The sequence below is a fragment of the Elizabethkingia sp. YR214 genome, assembly GCF_003058195.1.
Classification (GTDB): Bacteria; Bacteroidota; Bacteroidia; order Flavobacteriales; family Weeksellaceae; genus Elizabethkingia.
In genome coordinates, this window is record NZ_QBUH01000001.1 from 331,644 (window position 1) to 349,062 (window position 17,419).

Here is a 17,419-nt window from a genome sequence, read left to right on the forward strand (position 1 = left end):
TGCTTAACTTTATAAAAAATTAGATCACAATGATTTACAGAACCGAACACGACACAATGGGCGAGGTAAAGGTACCCGCTGATAAATTCTGGGGAGCACAAACAGAGCGTTCCCGTAATAATTTTAAAATTGGACCAGAGGCTTCCATGCCACACGAAATTATAGAAGCATTTGCTTACCTGAAGAAGGCTGCAGCCTATGCAAATACAGATCTAAGAGTCCTTCCTTCCGATAAACGGGATATGATTTCTCAGGTTTGTGACGAAATACTTGAAGGAAAACTTTTTGATCAGTTTCCGCTTGTGATTTGGCAAACTGGATCGGGCACCCAATCGAATATGAATGTTAATGAGGTTGTTTCCAACAAAGCGCATGTAAATAATGGTGGACAATTGGGTGAGAAATCTGAAGTGCATCCAAATGATGATGTAAACAAGTCTCAGTCTTCTAACGACACCTATCCTACAGCTATGCATATTGCGGCCTACAAAAAGGTTGTAGAACATACTATCCCGGCTGTTGAAACACTAAAGAATACACTAAAAGAAAAGTCAGAAGCTTTTAAAAACATCGTAAAGATCGGGAGAACACACCTAATGGATGCTACCCCACTTACGCTGGGGCAGGAATTTTCCGGTTATGTAGCTCAACTGGAATTTGGCTTGAAAGCATTAAAAAATACATTACCGCATCTAGCAGAGTTGGCCCTAGGTGGAACAGCTGTGGGAACAGGACTAAACACACCTCAGGGTTACGATGTAAAAGTAGCAGAATACATTGCTAAATTTACCGGACTGCCTTTTATAACTGCGGAAAATAAATTTGAAGCTCTTGCAGCTCATGATGCTATTGTTGAATCACACGGTGCACTAAAACAACTTGCTGTTTCTTTATTCAAAATAGCACAGGATATCCGTATGCTGGCTTCCGGCCCACGCTCCGGAATCGGTGAAATTCATATTCCGGAAAACGAACCAGGATCTTCTATTATGCCTGGAAAAGTAAACCCAACACAAAATGAAGCTATGACCATGGTTTGTGCACAGGTCTTAGGAAATGACACAACTATTTCATTTGCCGGCACTCAGGGAAATTACGAGCTGAATGTTTTCAAACCAGTAATGGCCTATAACTTCCTACAGTCTGCACAGCTTATTGCTGATGCCTGTATTTCTTTCAACGACCACTGTGCAGTAGGAATAGAACCTAATGAACCAAGAATAAAAGAGCTGGTTGACAAATCACTGATGTTGGTTACAGCACTGAATACACATATTGGTTACGAAAATGCTGCTAAAATTGCTAAAACAGCTCACAAAAATGGTACAACACTGAAAGAGGAAGCTATCAATCTGGGACTTGTAACAGCTGAACAATTCGATGAATGGGTGAAACCAGAGGATATGGTGGGCAGCTTGAAATAAGGTTAATTTGTTTTATCATTCAATAGACTCATGAAAATTCGGGATGAAAAGCTCCGGGAAATAATAGACTGGGCTAACGGAAACGAAGATATCAGGGCGGTTATACTGACCAGTTCTCTTGTAAATCCTTTAGCTCCGGTCGACGATTTCAGTGATCTGGATGTAGAACTTATATTTGAAGATAACCAAGCTTATATCTCAGATCATAAATGGCTGAATCTTTTTGGCCAGCCAATTTCTATGATCGAAGAGGATGAAAGCTGCTTTAGCGGAGTACATGCCATGAAAATGGTTTTGTATGAAGACACTGTAAAGGTGGATTTCAAGCTTTATCGTAAATCTTCTTTTCTACAGGAAATTCAACATGAAGAGCTCCCCGAAGACTGGGATATAGGATATAAAATATTGCTGGATAAGGATGGTATTACCCAGAATATGAAACCTCCGACACATCAGGTTTCAATTATCAAAAAACCAGATGAAAAAGATTTTACAAAACTATTCACAGATTTTTGGTGGGACTGTACCTATGTTGCAAAATGTCTGGCGCGCGGAGATATTTTCTATGCTAAATTCGTATCGGAAAATATCCTCAGAACGGAATATCTGGTACCACTGTTGGAATGGCATATTGCCAATCAGCACAATTGGGATATTACAACCAATAAACATGGAAGGCTTTTCAAAAAATATCTATCACAGGATCTCTGGTCTAAAACTGAACAAACCTTTTCCGGAAGCAATATTGAAGAAAACTGGAAGGCTCTTTTTAACATGACTGATATAGTAGGAGAACTTGGGCGAAATTTAGCGGAAGAGCTCAACTATCCATATCCTTCGGAGATGGAGAATAATATCAGAACCTATCTGGAAACAGTATATAAACCCAATGTTTAACTTACCTTTTTGATTACATCTAAAAGGTACGAAGCAATAATAAAAAGCGGCCTCAAAGTTATTGAGGCCACTTTTACGTCTATGTTATTTTCTAAATTTTTACGATATAATCTGATCTGCAAAATATTTCTCCAGATCCTGCAGTGTCTCCGGATTGGTTTGTATATCTCTTACTACTTCACCTTTATTCAGAATCACAATTCTGTTGCAAACCTCCGTTGTATGGGAAAGGTCGTGGCTGGAGATAAGAAATGTAACATTAGCATCCTGCGACCAGTTTCTAATCAGGTTTTTCAGTTTAATCTGTGTAGAAGGGTCCAGATTAGCAAAAGGCTCGTCCAGGACAATGATTTTCGGATTACCTATCAATGCGCCTACAATACCGACCTTCTTCATATTTCCTTTAGAAAGGTCTCGGATATATTTTCCTGCATTCAGAATCTCTCCATTAAACAAATCCGAAAATTGCTTCAGAAATTCATCTACACTAGCTCTGTTCTGCCCTCTCAGTTCACCCAGAAAATAGAAGTACTCTTCTGGTGTAAGGTAACCAATAAGAAAGCTCTCATCTATAAAGGCACTAAGTTTTGTTTTCCAGGCTTCAGATTCGTTAACTTTAATGTTATCAATACTAATAAACCCCGATGAAGGCGCTATAAGATCTAATAGTACACTGAATAAAGTCGTTTTCCCGGCACCGTTATTTCCTACCAGCCCGAATGTCTCACCTTTGGGAATACTAAGTTCATGAATATTTAAAACTTTATTGGCACCGTAAACTTTTGATATATTTTGAATTGAAATCATTTTATTGAATTTGGATATTAATTTATAGTTACTCGTTAAACTGTATAATGTTGTTAGTCTACTTTTTTGAAAGCTGCGAGCGTAGAATACTTTTCGGATCTATAGATTTTCACTATCTGATCGAAAATCTTATCTCTTAAAAGGAATCCAATAAGCCCAAGGATACCCAAACTAATTACTGCTGCGTACATTCCGGCAAAGTATTTTACAATCCCAAATACAGCCATTGGAACCAGCATCTGCGGAATAATAATGATCAGTATCTTGACATTGAAATTATTTTGCCCTGCTGTGAATCCTTTTGAAGCTGAATTCAGATCAATCGGTTTTTTATTATAAGCTCCTGCTAATAAAGTAAGATAAGAGTTAACCCCCAGATTATACAGACCCGCCGCAAAGATGGTGAAATAGAATTCCCAGCTTGTGAAGAAAACGTAGAATGTAGCCAATACCATAGAAACAGCTGTAACGATAACGAAAAGCCACCATTTAGCCTTCAGATACTCTTTATACGGAACATTCTGTGTCATCATCAGTGGATAGTAGGAACTATCCCATGCCGGAACTCTTTGCCCGAACATTAAATTGAACCCACCGGTAACAAAAATTCCCAGAAATACCTGCATAAAGCTATGGGAATAGCCTTTATTAAAAATAAGCAATCCGTAAAATAAAAACAGAAAACCACCAATCAGTGCACTTCTGGCGGCTTTGCTTCTTTTAATAAGTTTAATATCATTATTAATGAAAGTTCCGATAGCACCAAAGCGGTTTAGGTATTCAATATTCTCTGTTTTTCCGACAGTTTTTTTCATTTCCAGACCCTTGTCCAGGTAAAGGTTTTGCTTAATAAAACTGAAAGCCATTTTACCCAAAGCCAGAACCAGAATTAACGGAATAAGAAATAGCCACCATTTCTGATATATGGAATAGATTAGTGTTTCGGAAATATTCAGTATATCAATAATCTTAAAATAATGTAATCCGCCTAATATGATAATAACCGCAAAAATGGTATATAGTAATGTATTATTCTTATTGATAAAGGTATTGATGAAGGCATTGGAAAAGATAAGTGCCACCACAGAAATAAATATAGCCAGTACCGATAATACACTAAAACCTCCATCCACTAACAGCAATACTGTAAACGGAAGCATAAACAACAAAAACACCCACGTAAAGAATGACAACAGGATCTTTACCAGAGTGTAGCTTGTAATTTTATTCTTGGGAATATTAAGGGTAAGTAATGGCTTTATATTATTGGCCGGCAACTGTTGCATAAAATATTTAAGCAACAGATCCAGTACCCAGTATACGAGAAAAAATCTGCTGAAAAGGATTAATGGATTGACTCCCTCTTTCCTCGCACCAAAAAATAAGGCAAATGCACCTCCGAAGAATATTAATGCCATATAGGCGAAGATGAAGAACATACCAATCTTCATCAGGATACCAGCTCCTAACTGCGGACTTCTGAAAAAACTTTTAAACTCCAGACGAATTAGTTTTGCAAACATGTTAATTAGCTTTACTTAATTAGTTAACAATCTGCAAAAAATGTTACAAAAAATTATTTTTTCTGGTCTGTATTTCTGAAAGGCATAGAACCCACATTAAAGCTACCATCAACAACAGCTTTCTCCAGTTCCAAAATACCTTTTAGGGATTCGTAATCAACTTTATCGGCATCATCTGTAGGTTTATGGTAGTCATCATGTCCGCCAGTATGGAAAAACAGAACAGGAATATCTTTTTCGTAGAAAGATGTCTGATCCGATCCTCCACGCCCTTCGTAGCCTGTATAGAATTTCACAAACTTATTAGGATCGATTTCTTTGAAAATAGTCTCAAATTCAGGTGATGTTCCATAACCGATAACTGAAACACCTCTCTCTTTGTTCAGTCTTCCGATCATATCCATATTCAGCATCCAAAGCACTTTACTAAGGTCATAAGTTGGATTTTTCACAAAATATCGTGAACCAACCAATCCTAATTCTTCTGCTCCGAAAGCAATAAATAGAAAATTAACTGACTCTTTTATGTTATTCTGGCTATAAACACGCGCTAACTCCAGCAATCCGGCAACACCCGAAGCATTGTCATCTGCACCATTGTGTATCATACCATAACTGTCTTTTGCCAAAGAGCTTCCTTGTTTTCCCTCTCCAAGATGGTCATAATGTGCTCCGATAACAACAGTCTTAGCAGCATTATTATTTAAAAAACCAATCACATTTCTGGCAGGTCGGATACTATCGGTAACTTTAACTTTTCTGACTTTAGCTTCAAAATCCTGATAATAACCATTTGCCCCTAAAGGCTCCAGTTTATATTTTTTAAATTGTGAAACGATATATTTTGCGGCTTCTTGATTTTGCTTACTCCCTGTTCCGCGCCCCTTCATTTGGTCACTTGCCAAAAAATAAACATGCTTTTTCAGGTTTTTAACTTCAATTTCCTGCGCATAGGAACATAGTCCCAGCAATAAGAAAGTAAATAGAATAGTATTTTTCATGGGTATTAATTCGTACAAAAATAGAGAAAACCCCGCAACGTCGCCAATCTTTGGAAAACGAAACTACAGCATCAGTTCTTTTGCCTGTTCTATTGCTGCCTCAGTGATCTTGCTACCACTAAGCAACTGGGCAATTTCCTGCAGCTTTTCGTCTTGGTTCAGAGGGATAATAGTAGACTGTGTTTTTCCGCCTATTTCGGATTTCATTACTTTATAATTGTAATCTCCTTTGGCAGCAACCTGAGCCAGGTGGGTAATAACAATAAGCTGCATACCCTGCCCCATCTCATGCATTAATTTTCCAATTTCTTCGGCTACACGGCCGGAGACTCCGGTATCTATTTCGTCCAGAATCAGCGTTGGCAATTCAGAATTTTCAGCCATAATCTTTTTAACAGCAAGCATTACACGAGATCTTTCTCCCCCGGAAATAGCGGTATGGACAGGTTTCATAGGGAAACCTGTATTAGCCTGAAATAAAAGCTGAATAGTATCACTACCATATTCATTAAATTCAGGATCTTCGCTTAGATCGACTTCCATTCTGGCTTTTTCCAAGCCAAGGCATTGTAAAATATGCTGGCTTTTCTCAACAAAAATTTTAGCCCCGGACTTTCTATTTTTAGTAAGTTCCGCTGCTATTTTTTTGAGTTTTGTCTTTTGTTGTTCGATATACTGAAGCTGCTCTTTGATGTGCTCTTCAAGGTTTTCTGCAAGATTTTGTTCTTTAGCATACTCATCACGGATATTAACAAGTTCTTCTACAGACTGTACCTGATGTTTGATCAATAATGTATTTACCAGGTTGAGTCTGGTATTAAGCTCTTGCAGAGCTTCAGGATTCATTTGTACTTTTTCAAGTTCGTTTTCACAAGAATCCGCTATATCTTTTAGTTCAAAATACAGGCTCTGGATACGCTCAGAGAGTTGTTCATAGCTTTCAGAATATCCTGTAATCTTTGAAAGCTTTACTCTAATCTCGTTCAGAACAATAAGTACTCCGGCTTCATCCTGCTGCAAAAGCTGATAAGTCTGCGATAATTGTTCTATAATAGTTTCTGCATTTTCCTGTGCAGAAAGTTCATTTTTCAGTTCATCCAGATTCAACTGATCCAGTTGTGCTTCCTCCAGCTCCTGTAAAAGATACTGATGGTAATCTGCCTCTTTATTGCCTTCTGCTAAACGTTTCTCTAACTGCAGAAGCTTGGCTTTTGCCTGTGTATAAATTTTAAATTCCGACTGATAATCGGCTAATAATTTCTGATTTTTTGCCAGTCCGTCGATTATTCCAAACTGGTATGTTTCTGAAAAAAGATTAGACGTTTCAAACTGCGAATGAATATCTATGAGTCTTTCAGAAAGTTCTTGTAATATGGATAATGTAACCGGAACATCATTAACAAAAGCTCTCGATTTACCGGCAGGTGCAATTTCCCTGCGAATAAGTGTTTCTTTCTCAAAATCAAGATCGTTATCTTCAAAAAAGCTTTTAAACTTCTCTTCATCCAGTACAAAAGTCCCCTCCACGATACTTTTCTTTTCAGTATCGGCAATTGACTTCAGATCTGCCCTTTCACCCATCATGAGGCGCAGTGCACCAAGAATAATCGATTTACCAGCTCCTGTTTCTCCGGTAATTACCTGTAGCCCCTTATGCAGGTCTACTTCCAGCCGATCGATCAATGCAAAATTCTGAATGAATATTTTAGATAACATTTTTCCTTCGTTTACGCTATTTGTTTAGTGTAATTTCTCTTCTACTACGTTTAAGATGTCCTCTGCTACTTCTGTCTTCTTTTTAAGGTCGAATACCTTGCTTTCTCCTTCTTTTGTAAAAATACTGATCTTATTGGTATCTCTCTTAAATCCTGCTCCGGAATCCTGAAGTGAATTCAGTATAATAAGATCCAGGTTCTTCTGTACCAGTTTAGATTTAGCATATTCTACCTCATTTTGAGTTTCCAGAGCAAAACCTACTAACAACTGATGGCTTTTCTTTTCACCCATTGTCTTCAGAATATCAGGATTTTTCACAAGCTCTATCATAAAGTCCTGTTCTTTCTTTTTGATCTTCTGATCCGAATAATATTTGGGTGTATAATCTGCTACAGCAGCACTCATAATGGCTACATCTACATTCTCATAATACTTAAATACTTCTTCCAGCATCTCTTTTGCTGAAATTACAGCATGTAATGAAATATTGGGATGCGTAGTATGCAAGCTGCTTGGACCAGAAATAAGAATAACCTCAGCACCTCTGTCTGCAGCTGCTTCTGCCAATGCAAATCCCATTTTACCAGAAGAATGATTTCCGATAAAACGAACAGGGTCTATTGGTTCGAAAGTTGGTCCTGCCGTAATCAGTATCTTCTTACCTTTAAGCAAAGAATTTGAATTCTCTGTACTAAAGAATTGTTGTAAATGTCTGAATATAGTTTCCGGTTCAGCCATTCTGCCAAGTCCCGTAAGTCCACTTGCAAGTTCCCCCTCTTCAGCCGGAATAATCCGGTTTCCAAAGCCTTCAATCTTTTTCAGGTTTTCGGTTGTTGTAGGATGTGCATACATATCCAGATCCATAGCAGGAGCCACAAAAACCGGACATTTAGCCGACAGATAAGTTGCCTGTAAAAGGTTATCACATAAACCTGTAGCCATCTTTGCCAGCGTATTTGCTGTACATGGAGCAATAAGCATTACATCTGCCCATAGTGCTAAATCAACATGATTATTCCAGGTTCCTTCTGTATTATAAAAATCTGTATATACCGGATTTCTGGATAAGGTTGAAAGACTGAGAGGTGTAACAAACTGGTGTGCATCCTCCGTCATAATCACCTGCACTTCTGCACCGTTTTTCACCAGTTCTCTTATCAGAAAATGGATTTTATAGGCAGCAATACCACCTGTAACGCCCACTAATACTTTTCTTCCTTGTAAACTGTTCGCCATGCTGAAAAATTTGTAGTAATAATACGACAAAAAGATGTCTTAAAAAAACATCTTCCTGCCAATATTCATAAAAGTCGTTGTAAAACGCTTAGTTTCTGTCTTCTGTCTTACGGAAATAGATATCACCATCCATCCATTCCTGAACTGCGATTGAAGTTGGTTTTGGTAATCTTTCGTAGTTCTTAGAAATCTCAATTTGTTCTCTGTTTTCAAAAACTTCTTCCAGAGTTGAGTTATGAACAGCAAATTCATCTAATTTTTGGTGAAGTTCTGTTCTGATTTCAGCATTAATCTGCTCCGCTCTTTTACCCATAATTACAATAGCTTCGTAGATGCTACCTACTTTTTCTTCGATCTTATTCTTATCGTAAGTGATGGTGTTTACTGGTGCTTTAGAATCTTTAACGCTCATATCTGATTTACTTTAATTTAAAATTTTAGTTGCTTTTTCTAGGTATTTTGAAAGTAGCTGCCGGAGGTGGTGTATTTAATATAGCCGAATCCTTTTGCAACCCTCTTACCTTATCTTTATATTCTTTTACAGCTTTAGCCTTGCGGTTATTCTCTGCTTTTTTTTCCATTTCAGCAGCTTGTTCAGCTGAAAGTTTTTTAATTTTTGCTTCTCTCTCTGCTCTTCTCTTCTCGTATTCTACTTTAAGTTTTGCAAAGTTTTCTTTCTCATGCTCCAGAGACTCTCTTATTTTCACAGCATCTTTACTGTTATCAGAGTCTGGGAATTCACGTTCCACCTGTTTGGTAAAAGAAATAGCATTTTCTATTCTGTCTGATTTCAGATCATAACTAGATAATACAGCCAATCTTTCTTTAGATCTCATCATATAATTAAAGATCTGTGGACGAAGTTTTGTAGAAGGATAATCTTCCAATACATTTTCAAATGCTATATCTGCAGCTTTATATTCAGCCATTTTATAATACTGACGCGCATTTTCGTAAGCTTTGAATTCTAGTTTGTAAGACAATTCATCTACAAGCTTAGAAATATTTTTTGATCTTTCCGAACCTGGATAAGTATTCAGGAATTCCTGAAGTTCATTAATCGCAGAAATTGTACTTTCCTGATCCAGATTATAATCTCTTGAATCCTGGTGGTAACAAAGTGCCGACATATAAGCAGCTTCTTCTCTTCGTGGATCTCTCGGGTTATTTACAGTAAAGCTTTTAAACTGGTGCCCTGCTAATTTATAACTTTTGTCATAGTAATTAGCATAAGCTTGTTTATAGCTCATATCGGCTAACTCATCGGTTCCTGCAAGCAGATTTGGTAATCTGTCGTAAAGCGCTAGAGCCTGCTTCCAATTCTTTTTTTCGTAATATTTGTCAGCTGCTTTAAGAATAACTTCTTTGTCTGCGCTTTTCATTGCGTTGTCAAACTCTTTGTTACAAGAAACAACGATCAATGCAAGAGTAATAAAGGTTAGAATCTTTTTCATAAATATTTCCGGGCTTTACCTAAGGAATCTTTTCCTTATTAGTTTGCCTATTCGATCTGCAAAAATAAGATTTTTTTTACAATAGAATTGTTTTTATGATAGTTTAACAGTATAGTAATCTCTTTTTAAGAAACCACTATACTGTTATTATCTGTTTATTACGATTCCGGCACCTGTTTAGTGCGCTGCGTCGGCAGGATTTATCTTTGATTTCCCCTGCTTGATGGAAAGCACAAACGGAATACAAATAAGGAATAGTATACCAAGATACAGGAAAACATCTGCATACGTCAGTACCATTGCCTGCTTCATCACCTGTCCTTCCAATAGTTTATATGCTCTTCCTAATGCCTCCTGTGCTGTAGCCCCTTTTGACATCATCATTTGCTGATACATCTGTATTCTTTGCGCAACAATATCTTTGGTGATATCAACATGGGCCATTAGATTTACTCTGTGTTTTTGAGAATCTCTCGCTATATATGTGGTAATAATTGCAATACCAAATGAACCACCTAATTGTCTCATCATCCCTGTAAAAGCTGCTCCTTCTGCAATTTCTCTACCTTTTAAGGATGAAAGTGATAGTGTTGTAATTGGCACAAATAACAGACCTAATCCAACCCCTCTAATTACTAACGGCCAGAAAAACTCTTCCGTAGAGGTATATGGAGTCATCTCATAATACATCGCAAGACTGTATACAAAGAATATTGCAAATCCCAGTGTAACCAAATATTTCTGAGGCACTCCTTTCTGAAGTAACTTCCCGATAATTGGCATCATAAGTCCGGTCATAATAGATGACGGTACCAGTAGTAATCCGGCATCTGTAGCCGTCCATCCTAATATAGACTGTGTATATATTGGGACAATAAATGTTGATCCGTATAAACCAAATCCTAATACAAAGGTAAGAACGGTTCCCACCGCCAGGTTAGTATTCTTCAATACTCTCAGGTTTACAATAGGATATTTTGCCGTTAGCTCCCTCCATAAAAAGAAGATTGCAGACAATACAGTAACTATACTCAGGATCAGAATAATCTTATCATTGAACCAGTCGTCTTGTTGACCATGTTCTAAAACGTACTGTAAAGATCCTACAGATGTAGAAAGCAGCATAATCCCCCACCAGTCTACCTCACTCGGTTTACGTTTCTCGCCATATCGCGGACTTTTTACAAAATTCATTGCCAACAATGCTGCAATAATCCCAAGCGGAATGTTGATATAGAAAATATATGGCCAAGAGAAATTATCTACAATATATCCTCCTAATGGTGGCCCTAATGTAGGTCCTACAATAACTCCCATACCATAAATGGCCTGAGCCATACCTCTCTTCTCCACCGGGAAAATTTCGGTAATAATGGTTTGCGAGGTTACCAGCAAGGCACCACCACCAAGTCCTTGTATAAACCTAAAGATAATAAGCTCCGCCATTGAGGTTGAATTTCCACAAAGGAAAGAAGCCGCGGTAAAGACAATGATGGAAGCTACAAAGTAATTTCTTCTACCAAACTGCTGAGAAAGCCATGCCGTCATGGGTACCATAATTACGTTTGCAATAGCATAAGCAGTAACTACCCAGGCAACATCTTCCAGTGTTACTCCCAAACTCCCTTTCATAGAGTCCAGAGCCACGTTCACAATGGTAGTATCTACGATTTCCAGAAGGGCACATAATACCGCCATTAAAACGATAATACCCCTTCTAAAACCATATTCTACCAGAGAATCCGGATTTTCCATTAATCAATTAAGGTATTTAGAACGGAGAAATCTCCGTTTCTTTTATTTATAAATTATTTAGTAGTCACATCAACATCCAGATTCATTCCCGGACGAAGATATTTCAGCATAGGATCTTTCGGGTTTACAAACTCGATAGATACTGGTAGTCTTTGTACCACTTTTACAAAGTTTCCTGAAGCATTATCCGGAGGTAAAAGAGAGAACTGAGCTCCTGTTGCCGGAGAGAAAGAGCTTACCTTAGCTTCGAATTTATGCTTTGGATAAGCATCCGCTTTAATTTCTACCTTCTGTCCGGTTCTTATTTTTTCTAACTGCGTTTCTTTAAAGTTAGCAACAACCCAGATATGCTCGTCTACAATGTTAAATAACTGCTGACCAGGGTTAAGTAATTGCCCCTGCTGTAAATCTATTCTTGAAACAAAACCTGAAACTGGTGCTGTAATTACAGTATAAGAAAGGTTGATTTTTGCAGCCTCTAACGACGCTTTGCTTTTCTCCAGATTAGCTTTTGCTACTGATACCTGAGAACCTACAGCGTGGCTTTGAGAAATTGTAGCTTGTGTTTGATTTTGGGTAGCTAATCTCTGACTTTCAAATCCTTTTACAGTTGCCTGAGCTTCAAGCATTGCTGTACGAGCCTGTTCAAATTGTTGTTTTGTAATGCTGTGGTCCTGATAAAGATTGCTGTATCTGTTATAATCTTGTGTTGCCTGCCAAAGTTTAGCTTTTGCAGCATCAATATTAGCGTTCATTGCAGCAACCTGACTATTTGTGATAGGCAATGTAGAAGTAGATGCTTCAGTCTGTGCCTGTGCTGCAGTAATACCGCTTTCAGCCTGAGAAACTCCGGCTCTTGCTTCTTCTACCTTAGTATTGATATCACTTGCATCAAGAATTAAAAGCGTATCTCCTTTTTTCACATACTGATTATCTTTTACTCTTACTTCTTTGATAAAGGCCTGAATTCTTGGAGTAATAGCCGTTATATTTGTTTCTATCTGCGCATCATCAGTTGTCTGGTGCACTTGCGCATGCTGATATTTATAAAATCCAAATGCCCCACCTCCGACAATAAGAACCGCAAGGATGGCAATAAATTTTGAATTAATTTTCTTTTTATTTGGAACTTGTTCAGACATTTCTATGTTTATTATTTGCCGTTATTAATATTTTATCTCTCCTGTTTGTCTTAGTAAATTGAAATAAGACCATTTTTTATCTGCTTTTCCGTAAACCAGATTAAGCTGAGCCTGAAGCTGCTCTACATCTGCAGTAAGAAGATCCGTTGTTGTTGCAAGACCATTGTCGAATTTGTTCTTCACAACTTTATAGTTTTCATTAGCCTGTCCCACAGCCTCTTCGTAAACTTTAATCTTCTCGTTTTGCAGCTGATAATCTTCAAATGCATTGTGGATATCAGTTTTCACCTTATCATTCAATGCTTTTTTATTCTCCTGAATTTCCACCTGTTGCAGCTTTGCTGTTTGTACAGTAGCTCTGTTCTTATACAGGTTAGCAAGATCATAAGAAAGGGATAAACCAGCCATTGTCATATGGTTAATCTGTAAAATATTAGGCATCCATGCATTGATATACCCTGCAGTAAGAGAAACTGTTGGATAATATGCTGCTTTCGCAATTTCCACATTAGCTTTTCCAACCTTTTCCTGCTCCGAAAGAATTTTATATTCCTGTCTTTGTTGTAAAGACTGCTCCTGAAGATTTTGTTCGTTTACAAATTCCTGTGCCTCGTCTCCACCAATTTCAGGATCTATATCGGTTCCTTCAGCTAATCCTAAAAGAACTCCAAGACTGTAGTTTAGTACATTAACATTCTTTTTAGCATCTGCCAAAGACAATTTAACGTTACTTTCCTGAAGTTTCACCCTCATCAGATCATTTCTGGCAACAACTCCGTTCAGTTCCAGTTTCTCGAAGTCAACACTTCTCTGATGTGATCTGGAAAGGTTCTCATTGATTACACTAATAGCCTGCTTTGCCTTATAAAGATTTACAAATCCCTGTGTTGCAGCTAAAGCTATATCCTGCTTGTCGTTTTCCAACTGATACTGCTGAATGCTTTTCTGGTATTCTGCAACAGCAATTCCGTTTTTAATCTTAAATCCTGCAAAAAGAGGCATTCCAAGATTTAGCTGTTGTATTGCCACATAATCCGGAGCAGACGGAGATGCCCCGCCACCATTCAGGAACGGAAGTTCTGATTTTATTTCCATTGTATTAAATGGCTTCATCAGGTTTCCGCTTAGTTTCAGATCTGGTAATCTCTTGTTCTTGGCCTCCAGGACTTTCGAGTCCATTGTATTCAGTTGCGCTTCAGCAATTTTAACTTTAGAGTTATTTTTCATGCTTAGTACTATAGCTTCGGACAAGGTTAGCTTCTGTACTGTTTGTGCAAATTCCAAGCCTGCGGCGCTAAATGCAGCCAACAGGAGAATTTTAGTTGTCATTTGTTTCATACCCTAGTAATGAAAATACGGTGTTGTATAAATGGGTTTTTAATCGTTCTTCTAATTTCTGATAGTAATCTTCTTCGTTATGCTCAGGCAGGTAAGTCTGGTAAAACTCTCTGTTTCTGATGCTAAAGATGATCGTCCCGAGAATAGTTGCCAGAAGATTTTCAGGCTTTACAGCCTTTTTAAATTCACCAACCACGATTCCTTTCTGAACTACTTCTTCAAATTTGGTTACGCATAATGCGTAAAAATCACGAAGAAATTCTTTATTAGGTTCCGCAGTATGGCATTCATTAGTTACAAATCCATGGAAATAATTGAATTTAAGGATTTGTCCTAGGATAAAATTCAGAATTTCTTTCATTTGCATAGCCGGGCTTGCTGATGAAATTGTTTGTGTAAAATTGCTGAAGTTCTCCTTTGCTTTCTGAACTCTGTACTGGTACAAATGAAACATCATCTTATCTTTCGAACCGAAATAATATGAGATCATGGCAACATTTATATTGGCCTGACTACAAATTTCTCTTACTGATGTTCCTTTAAAGCCTTTCTCTGCTATAAGGCTTTCCGCAACCTCTAAAATATGCAGTTGCTTTTCACTAAGTTTTTTTATTTTTCTCATTTTACGGATGCAAATTTAATTCACTTTTACGTTATTAAACAAACGTTTAATTAATTTTTTTTCAATTATTTTATTTTTTAATTTTGGAAGATGATATTTGACTTTCATCATCACCATAAGATCCCTGATTATAAGGGAGTTTACAACAAATCTATTCATGAAGAATTTTCTCCGGAATTCTACTCCATAGGTTTGCACCCTCAGGACATCAATGAAGATTGGAAGTCTGTAATTGAGAAAATTCATTTTGCTGCAAAAGCTTCAAACTGTCTATCCATAGGAGAATGCGGCCTAGACGCTCTCGTAAATACATCTATCGAAGAGCAAATAAAAGTGTTTAAATCACAAATTGTAATAGCGGAAGAACTGCAAAAACCACTGACAATCCACTGTGTCCGTCGTTACAACGAGGTTATAACGGTATGCAAGGGAGTTAGTATTCCAAAAATCATCCACGGATTTAATAAAAGAGAAACCATTGCAACACAATTATTGCAAAATGGTTTTCATTTGTCTTTTGGAGCTTCACTTCTGAATAATTTATCTTTGCAAAAAATTTTTCAGCAAATCCCTAAAGAAACCTTCGTATTAGAGACCGATACTGCTGATATCAGCATTGAAACGCTTTATGAAAAAGCCGCAATGATACGGGGCATTTCTATAATGGAACTGAAAAATATAGTAGATTATAATTTAAAAACAATTTTCAGATGGTAGATATCTGGCTGGAGCGCACCGAATTACTAATAAAAGAAGCAGGCATAGAGAAACTAAAAAAATCCAATATCCTAATAGTAGGAATGGGTGGAGTTGGATCTTTTGCAGCAGAATTTATAGCTCGTTCGGGCGTTGGTAATCTGACCATTGTAGACGGCGACATTATAGATATCACCAACATAAATCGCCAGCTTCCCGCTCTGCACTCAACTGTCGGAGACGATAAAGTTGAATTAATGGCGAGAAGAATTTTGGATATTAATCCGGAATTAAACTTGACCAGAATTAATGAATTTCTGAACCCTGAAAGAATGGAAGAAGTCATCCACGCAGGAAACTTCGATTATATTTTAGATTGTATTGATAGTGTAAGCCCTAAACTTGCATTGATTAAAGCTGCCAAAAGAAATAAAATAAAAATAATAAGCTGTATGGGCGCCGGCGGAAAAATGGACCCAAGCAAGGTAATGGTTCGTGATATCAGCAAGACTCGTAATTGCTTTCTGGCAAAACAAGTTAGAAAAAGGCTGAAAAAAGAAAATATTAATAAAGGCTTTCGCTGTGTTTTCTCTACAGAAATACAGAGAGAGGACAGTCTGAAAATGACAGACGGCAGCAATTATAAAAGATCTTTTTACGGGACCATTAGCTATATGCCCGCTATATTTGGGCTATATGCAGCATCAGAAGTTATAAGATATCTTATACAAGATAAAATAGCTGAATAAATAATCAGCCAAAAAAAATTAAATGAAAGAATTCGGGTTTCCATCTTCGGAAAAGTTAAAAGCGAAGAAAGATATAGACCGCCTTTTCAAAGAAGGCAAATGGATTACTACAGGTAATCTTCGCATTATATGGCTTGCCAGTGAATCCGAAACCAAAGTAGGTGTAAGCGTCTCTAAAAGGTACTTTAAAAAAGCTGTATACAGAAACAGAGTAAAGAGGTTACTTCGTGAAGCATACAGGTTAAATAAACCCCTTTTACATGAGAAATTCGGGGAATACTTTCACATTATGCTATTTTGGACATCCCCGCAACTTCCTGAAAATCTGGATCAAGTAAAATATTTTTACGAGAAACTTTGTCGTAAAAATTAATCATCTTATTTGTTTTTTGCATACATTTAATAAAATTTATGATATGCCGGAACATATTTCATATTTACAATATATTCTCGGAGCATTTATCGGAATAGGCTTAGCTGCTGCTTCAGGATTCAGGGTATTCATGCCCCTCTTTGCGGTAAGTCTGGCATCATATCTTGGCTGGATTCCTATGAATGAAAGCTGGCAATGGCTAGCCGGGCTGCCAACTCTTATAGCAACAGGTATTGCCATGATCGTAGAAATACTGGCTTATTACATCCCTTTTATAGATCATTTACTGGATACTATCAATATTCCTTTGGCTACAATTGCCGGAACGCTATTATTTGCCAGTCAGTTCACCCATCTCGGTGCTTTTCCACAATGGGCATTGGCCTTAATTGCCGGTGGTGGAACAGCCAGTGTAATAAGTTCAGGATTTGCTGGGCTCAGGGCCACATCTACAGCAACTACCGGCGGAACTGGAAATTTTATGGTTGCAAGTACGGAAACATTCGGCGGAAGCATAATGTCCATATTAGCATTAGCCGCACCTATTATAGCTTTTATTATTACAATCTTATTGATTGTTCTGAGCATCCGGTACGGAAAAAAGATCTGGCGCAAAATAAAACAGTTCCGAAGCCCTGACACGGAAATAAAATAATCTGATATTGATATCGATAAAAAAGTCCGGA

At 37.5% G+C, this 17,419-nt stretch carries 17 protein-coding genes; 6 read left to right on the top strand and 11 right to left on the bottom strand.

Annotated features, from left to right (window positions below; all coding sequences use genetic code 11):
* Positions 1–29 precede the first annotated feature (29 nt).
* Together fumC and C8J95_RS01425 are read left to right on the top strand one after the other, a co-directional pair.
* The gene (gene fumC, locus C8J95_RS01420) at positions 30–1,424 is read left to right on the top strand and encodes a class II fumarate hydratase (RefSeq protein WP_107807298.1); all 1,395 of its coding nucleotides are present in this window, start codon (positions 30–32) and stop codon (positions 1,422–1,424) included.
* 30 nt (positions 1,425–1,454) lie between these two features.
* Positions 1,455–2,321, top strand: coding sequence for an AadS family aminoglycoside 6-adenylyltransferase (locus tag C8J95_RS01425; protein WP_107807299.1), 867 nt, complete (start codon positions 1,455–1,457; stop codon positions 2,319–2,321).
* A gap of 99 nt (positions 2,322–2,420) precedes the next feature.
* Here C8J95_RS01425 and C8J95_RS01430 read toward each other — a convergent pair whose 3' ends face one another.
* From C8J95_RS01430 to C8J95_RS01480, 11 genes are all read right to left on the bottom strand, one after another.
* On the bottom strand, positions 2,421–3,128 hold the full coding sequence (locus C8J95_RS01430; RefSeq protein WP_107807300.1) for an ABC transporter ATP-binding protein: 708 nt from the start codon (positions 3,126–3,128) through the stop codon (positions 2,421–2,423).
* 53 nt (positions 3,129–3,181) lie between these two features.
* Positions 3,182–4,651: a DUF5687 family protein gene (locus C8J95_RS01435; RefSeq protein WP_107807301.1), complete on the bottom strand. Its 1,470-nt coding sequence runs from the start codon at positions 4,649–4,651 to the stop codon at positions 3,182–3,184.
* Between the two features lie 53 nt (positions 4,652–4,704).
* The gene (locus tag C8J95_RS01440) at positions 4,705–5,652 is read right to left on the bottom strand and encodes a M20/M25/M40 family metallo-hydrolase (RefSeq protein WP_107807302.1); all 948 of its coding nucleotides are present in this window, start codon (positions 5,650–5,652) and stop codon (positions 4,705–4,707) included.
* Between the two features lie 63 nt (positions 5,653–5,715).
* Positions 5,716–7,368 (bottom strand): DNA repair protein RecN, encoded by a 1,653-nt coding sequence (gene recN, locus C8J95_RS01445; RefSeq protein WP_107807303.1) that lies wholly within the window; start codon positions 7,366–7,368, stop codon positions 5,716–5,718.
* A 24-nt stretch (positions 7,369–7,392) separates the two neighbouring features.
* Positions 7,393–8,604, bottom strand: a complete 1,212-nt coding sequence (gene coaBC / locus C8J95_RS01450) for a bifunctional phosphopantothenoylcysteine decarboxylase/phosphopantothenate--cysteine ligase CoaBC (protein ID WP_107807304.1) — start codon at positions 8,602–8,604, stop codon at positions 7,393–7,395.
* A gap of 88 nt (positions 8,605–8,692) precedes the next feature.
* Positions 8,693–9,016 (bottom strand): DNA-directed RNA polymerase subunit omega, encoded by a 324-nt coding sequence (locus C8J95_RS01455; protein WP_009086749.1) that lies wholly within the window; start codon positions 9,014–9,016, stop codon positions 8,693–8,695.
* Between the two features lie 25 nt (positions 9,017–9,041).
* Positions 9,042–10,058 carry an outer membrane protein assembly factor BamD gene (bamD, locus tag C8J95_RS01460; RefSeq protein WP_107807305.1) on the bottom strand — a complete coding sequence of 339 codons (1,017 nt, stop codon included), beginning with the start codon at positions 10,056–10,058 and terminating at the stop codon, positions 9,042–9,044.
* Positions 10,059–10,235: 177 nt separating this feature from the next.
* On the bottom strand, positions 10,236–11,813 hold the full coding sequence (locus C8J95_RS01465; protein WP_107807306.1) for a DHA2 family efflux MFS transporter permease subunit: 1,578 nt from the start codon (positions 11,811–11,813) through the stop codon (positions 10,236–10,238).
* A 53-nt stretch (positions 11,814–11,866) separates the two neighbouring features.
* Entirely contained in the window at positions 11,867–12,955 is a 1,089-nt protein-coding gene (locus tag C8J95_RS01470) for an HlyD family secretion protein (RefSeq protein ID WP_107807307.1), read from the bottom strand.
* A gap of 24 nt (positions 12,956–12,979) precedes the next feature.
* The gene (locus tag C8J95_RS01475) at positions 12,980–14,284 is read right to left on the bottom strand and encodes a TolC family protein (protein ID WP_255412697.1); all 1,305 of its coding nucleotides are present in this window, start codon (positions 14,282–14,284) and stop codon (positions 12,980–12,982) included.
* Positions 14,274–14,915 carry a TetR/AcrR family transcriptional regulator gene (locus C8J95_RS01480; RefSeq protein ID WP_107807309.1) on the bottom strand — a complete coding sequence of 214 codons (642 nt, stop codon included), beginning with the start codon at positions 14,913–14,915 and terminating at the stop codon, positions 14,274–14,276. Before C8J95_RS01480 ends, C8J95_RS01475 begins: the two co-directional genes overlap by 11 nt.
* 90 nt (positions 14,916–15,005) lie before the next feature.
* Here C8J95_RS01480 and C8J95_RS01485 point away from each other — a divergent pair, with 90 nt between their 5' ends.
* Genes C8J95_RS01485 through C8J95_RS01500 form a run of 4 tightly spaced genes read left to right on the top strand, consistent with a single transcriptional unit; the run spans position 15,006 to position 17,388 of the window.
* Entirely contained in the window at positions 15,006–15,632 is a 627-nt protein-coding gene (locus C8J95_RS01485; protein WP_107807310.1) for a TatD family hydrolase, read from the top strand.
* The gene (locus C8J95_RS01490) at positions 15,626–16,360 is read left to right on the top strand and encodes a ThiF family adenylyltransferase (RefSeq protein ID WP_107807311.1); all 735 of its coding nucleotides are present in this window, start codon (positions 15,626–15,628) and stop codon (positions 16,358–16,360) included. The genes C8J95_RS01485 and C8J95_RS01490 overlap by 7 nt, the downstream gene beginning before the upstream one ends.
* 22 nt (positions 16,361–16,382) lie before the next feature.
* A complete protein-coding gene (rnpA, locus tag C8J95_RS01495; protein WP_107807312.1) occupies positions 16,383–16,733 on the top strand; it encodes a ribonuclease P protein component in 351 nt (116 codons plus the stop codon).
* Between the two features lie 43 nt (positions 16,734–16,776).
* Positions 16,777–17,388 (top strand): DUF4126 domain-containing protein, encoded by a 612-nt coding sequence (locus C8J95_RS01500; protein ID WP_107807313.1) that lies wholly within the window; start codon positions 16,777–16,779, stop codon positions 17,386–17,388.
* The last annotated feature ends 31 nt before the right edge of the window (positions 17,389–17,419 follow it).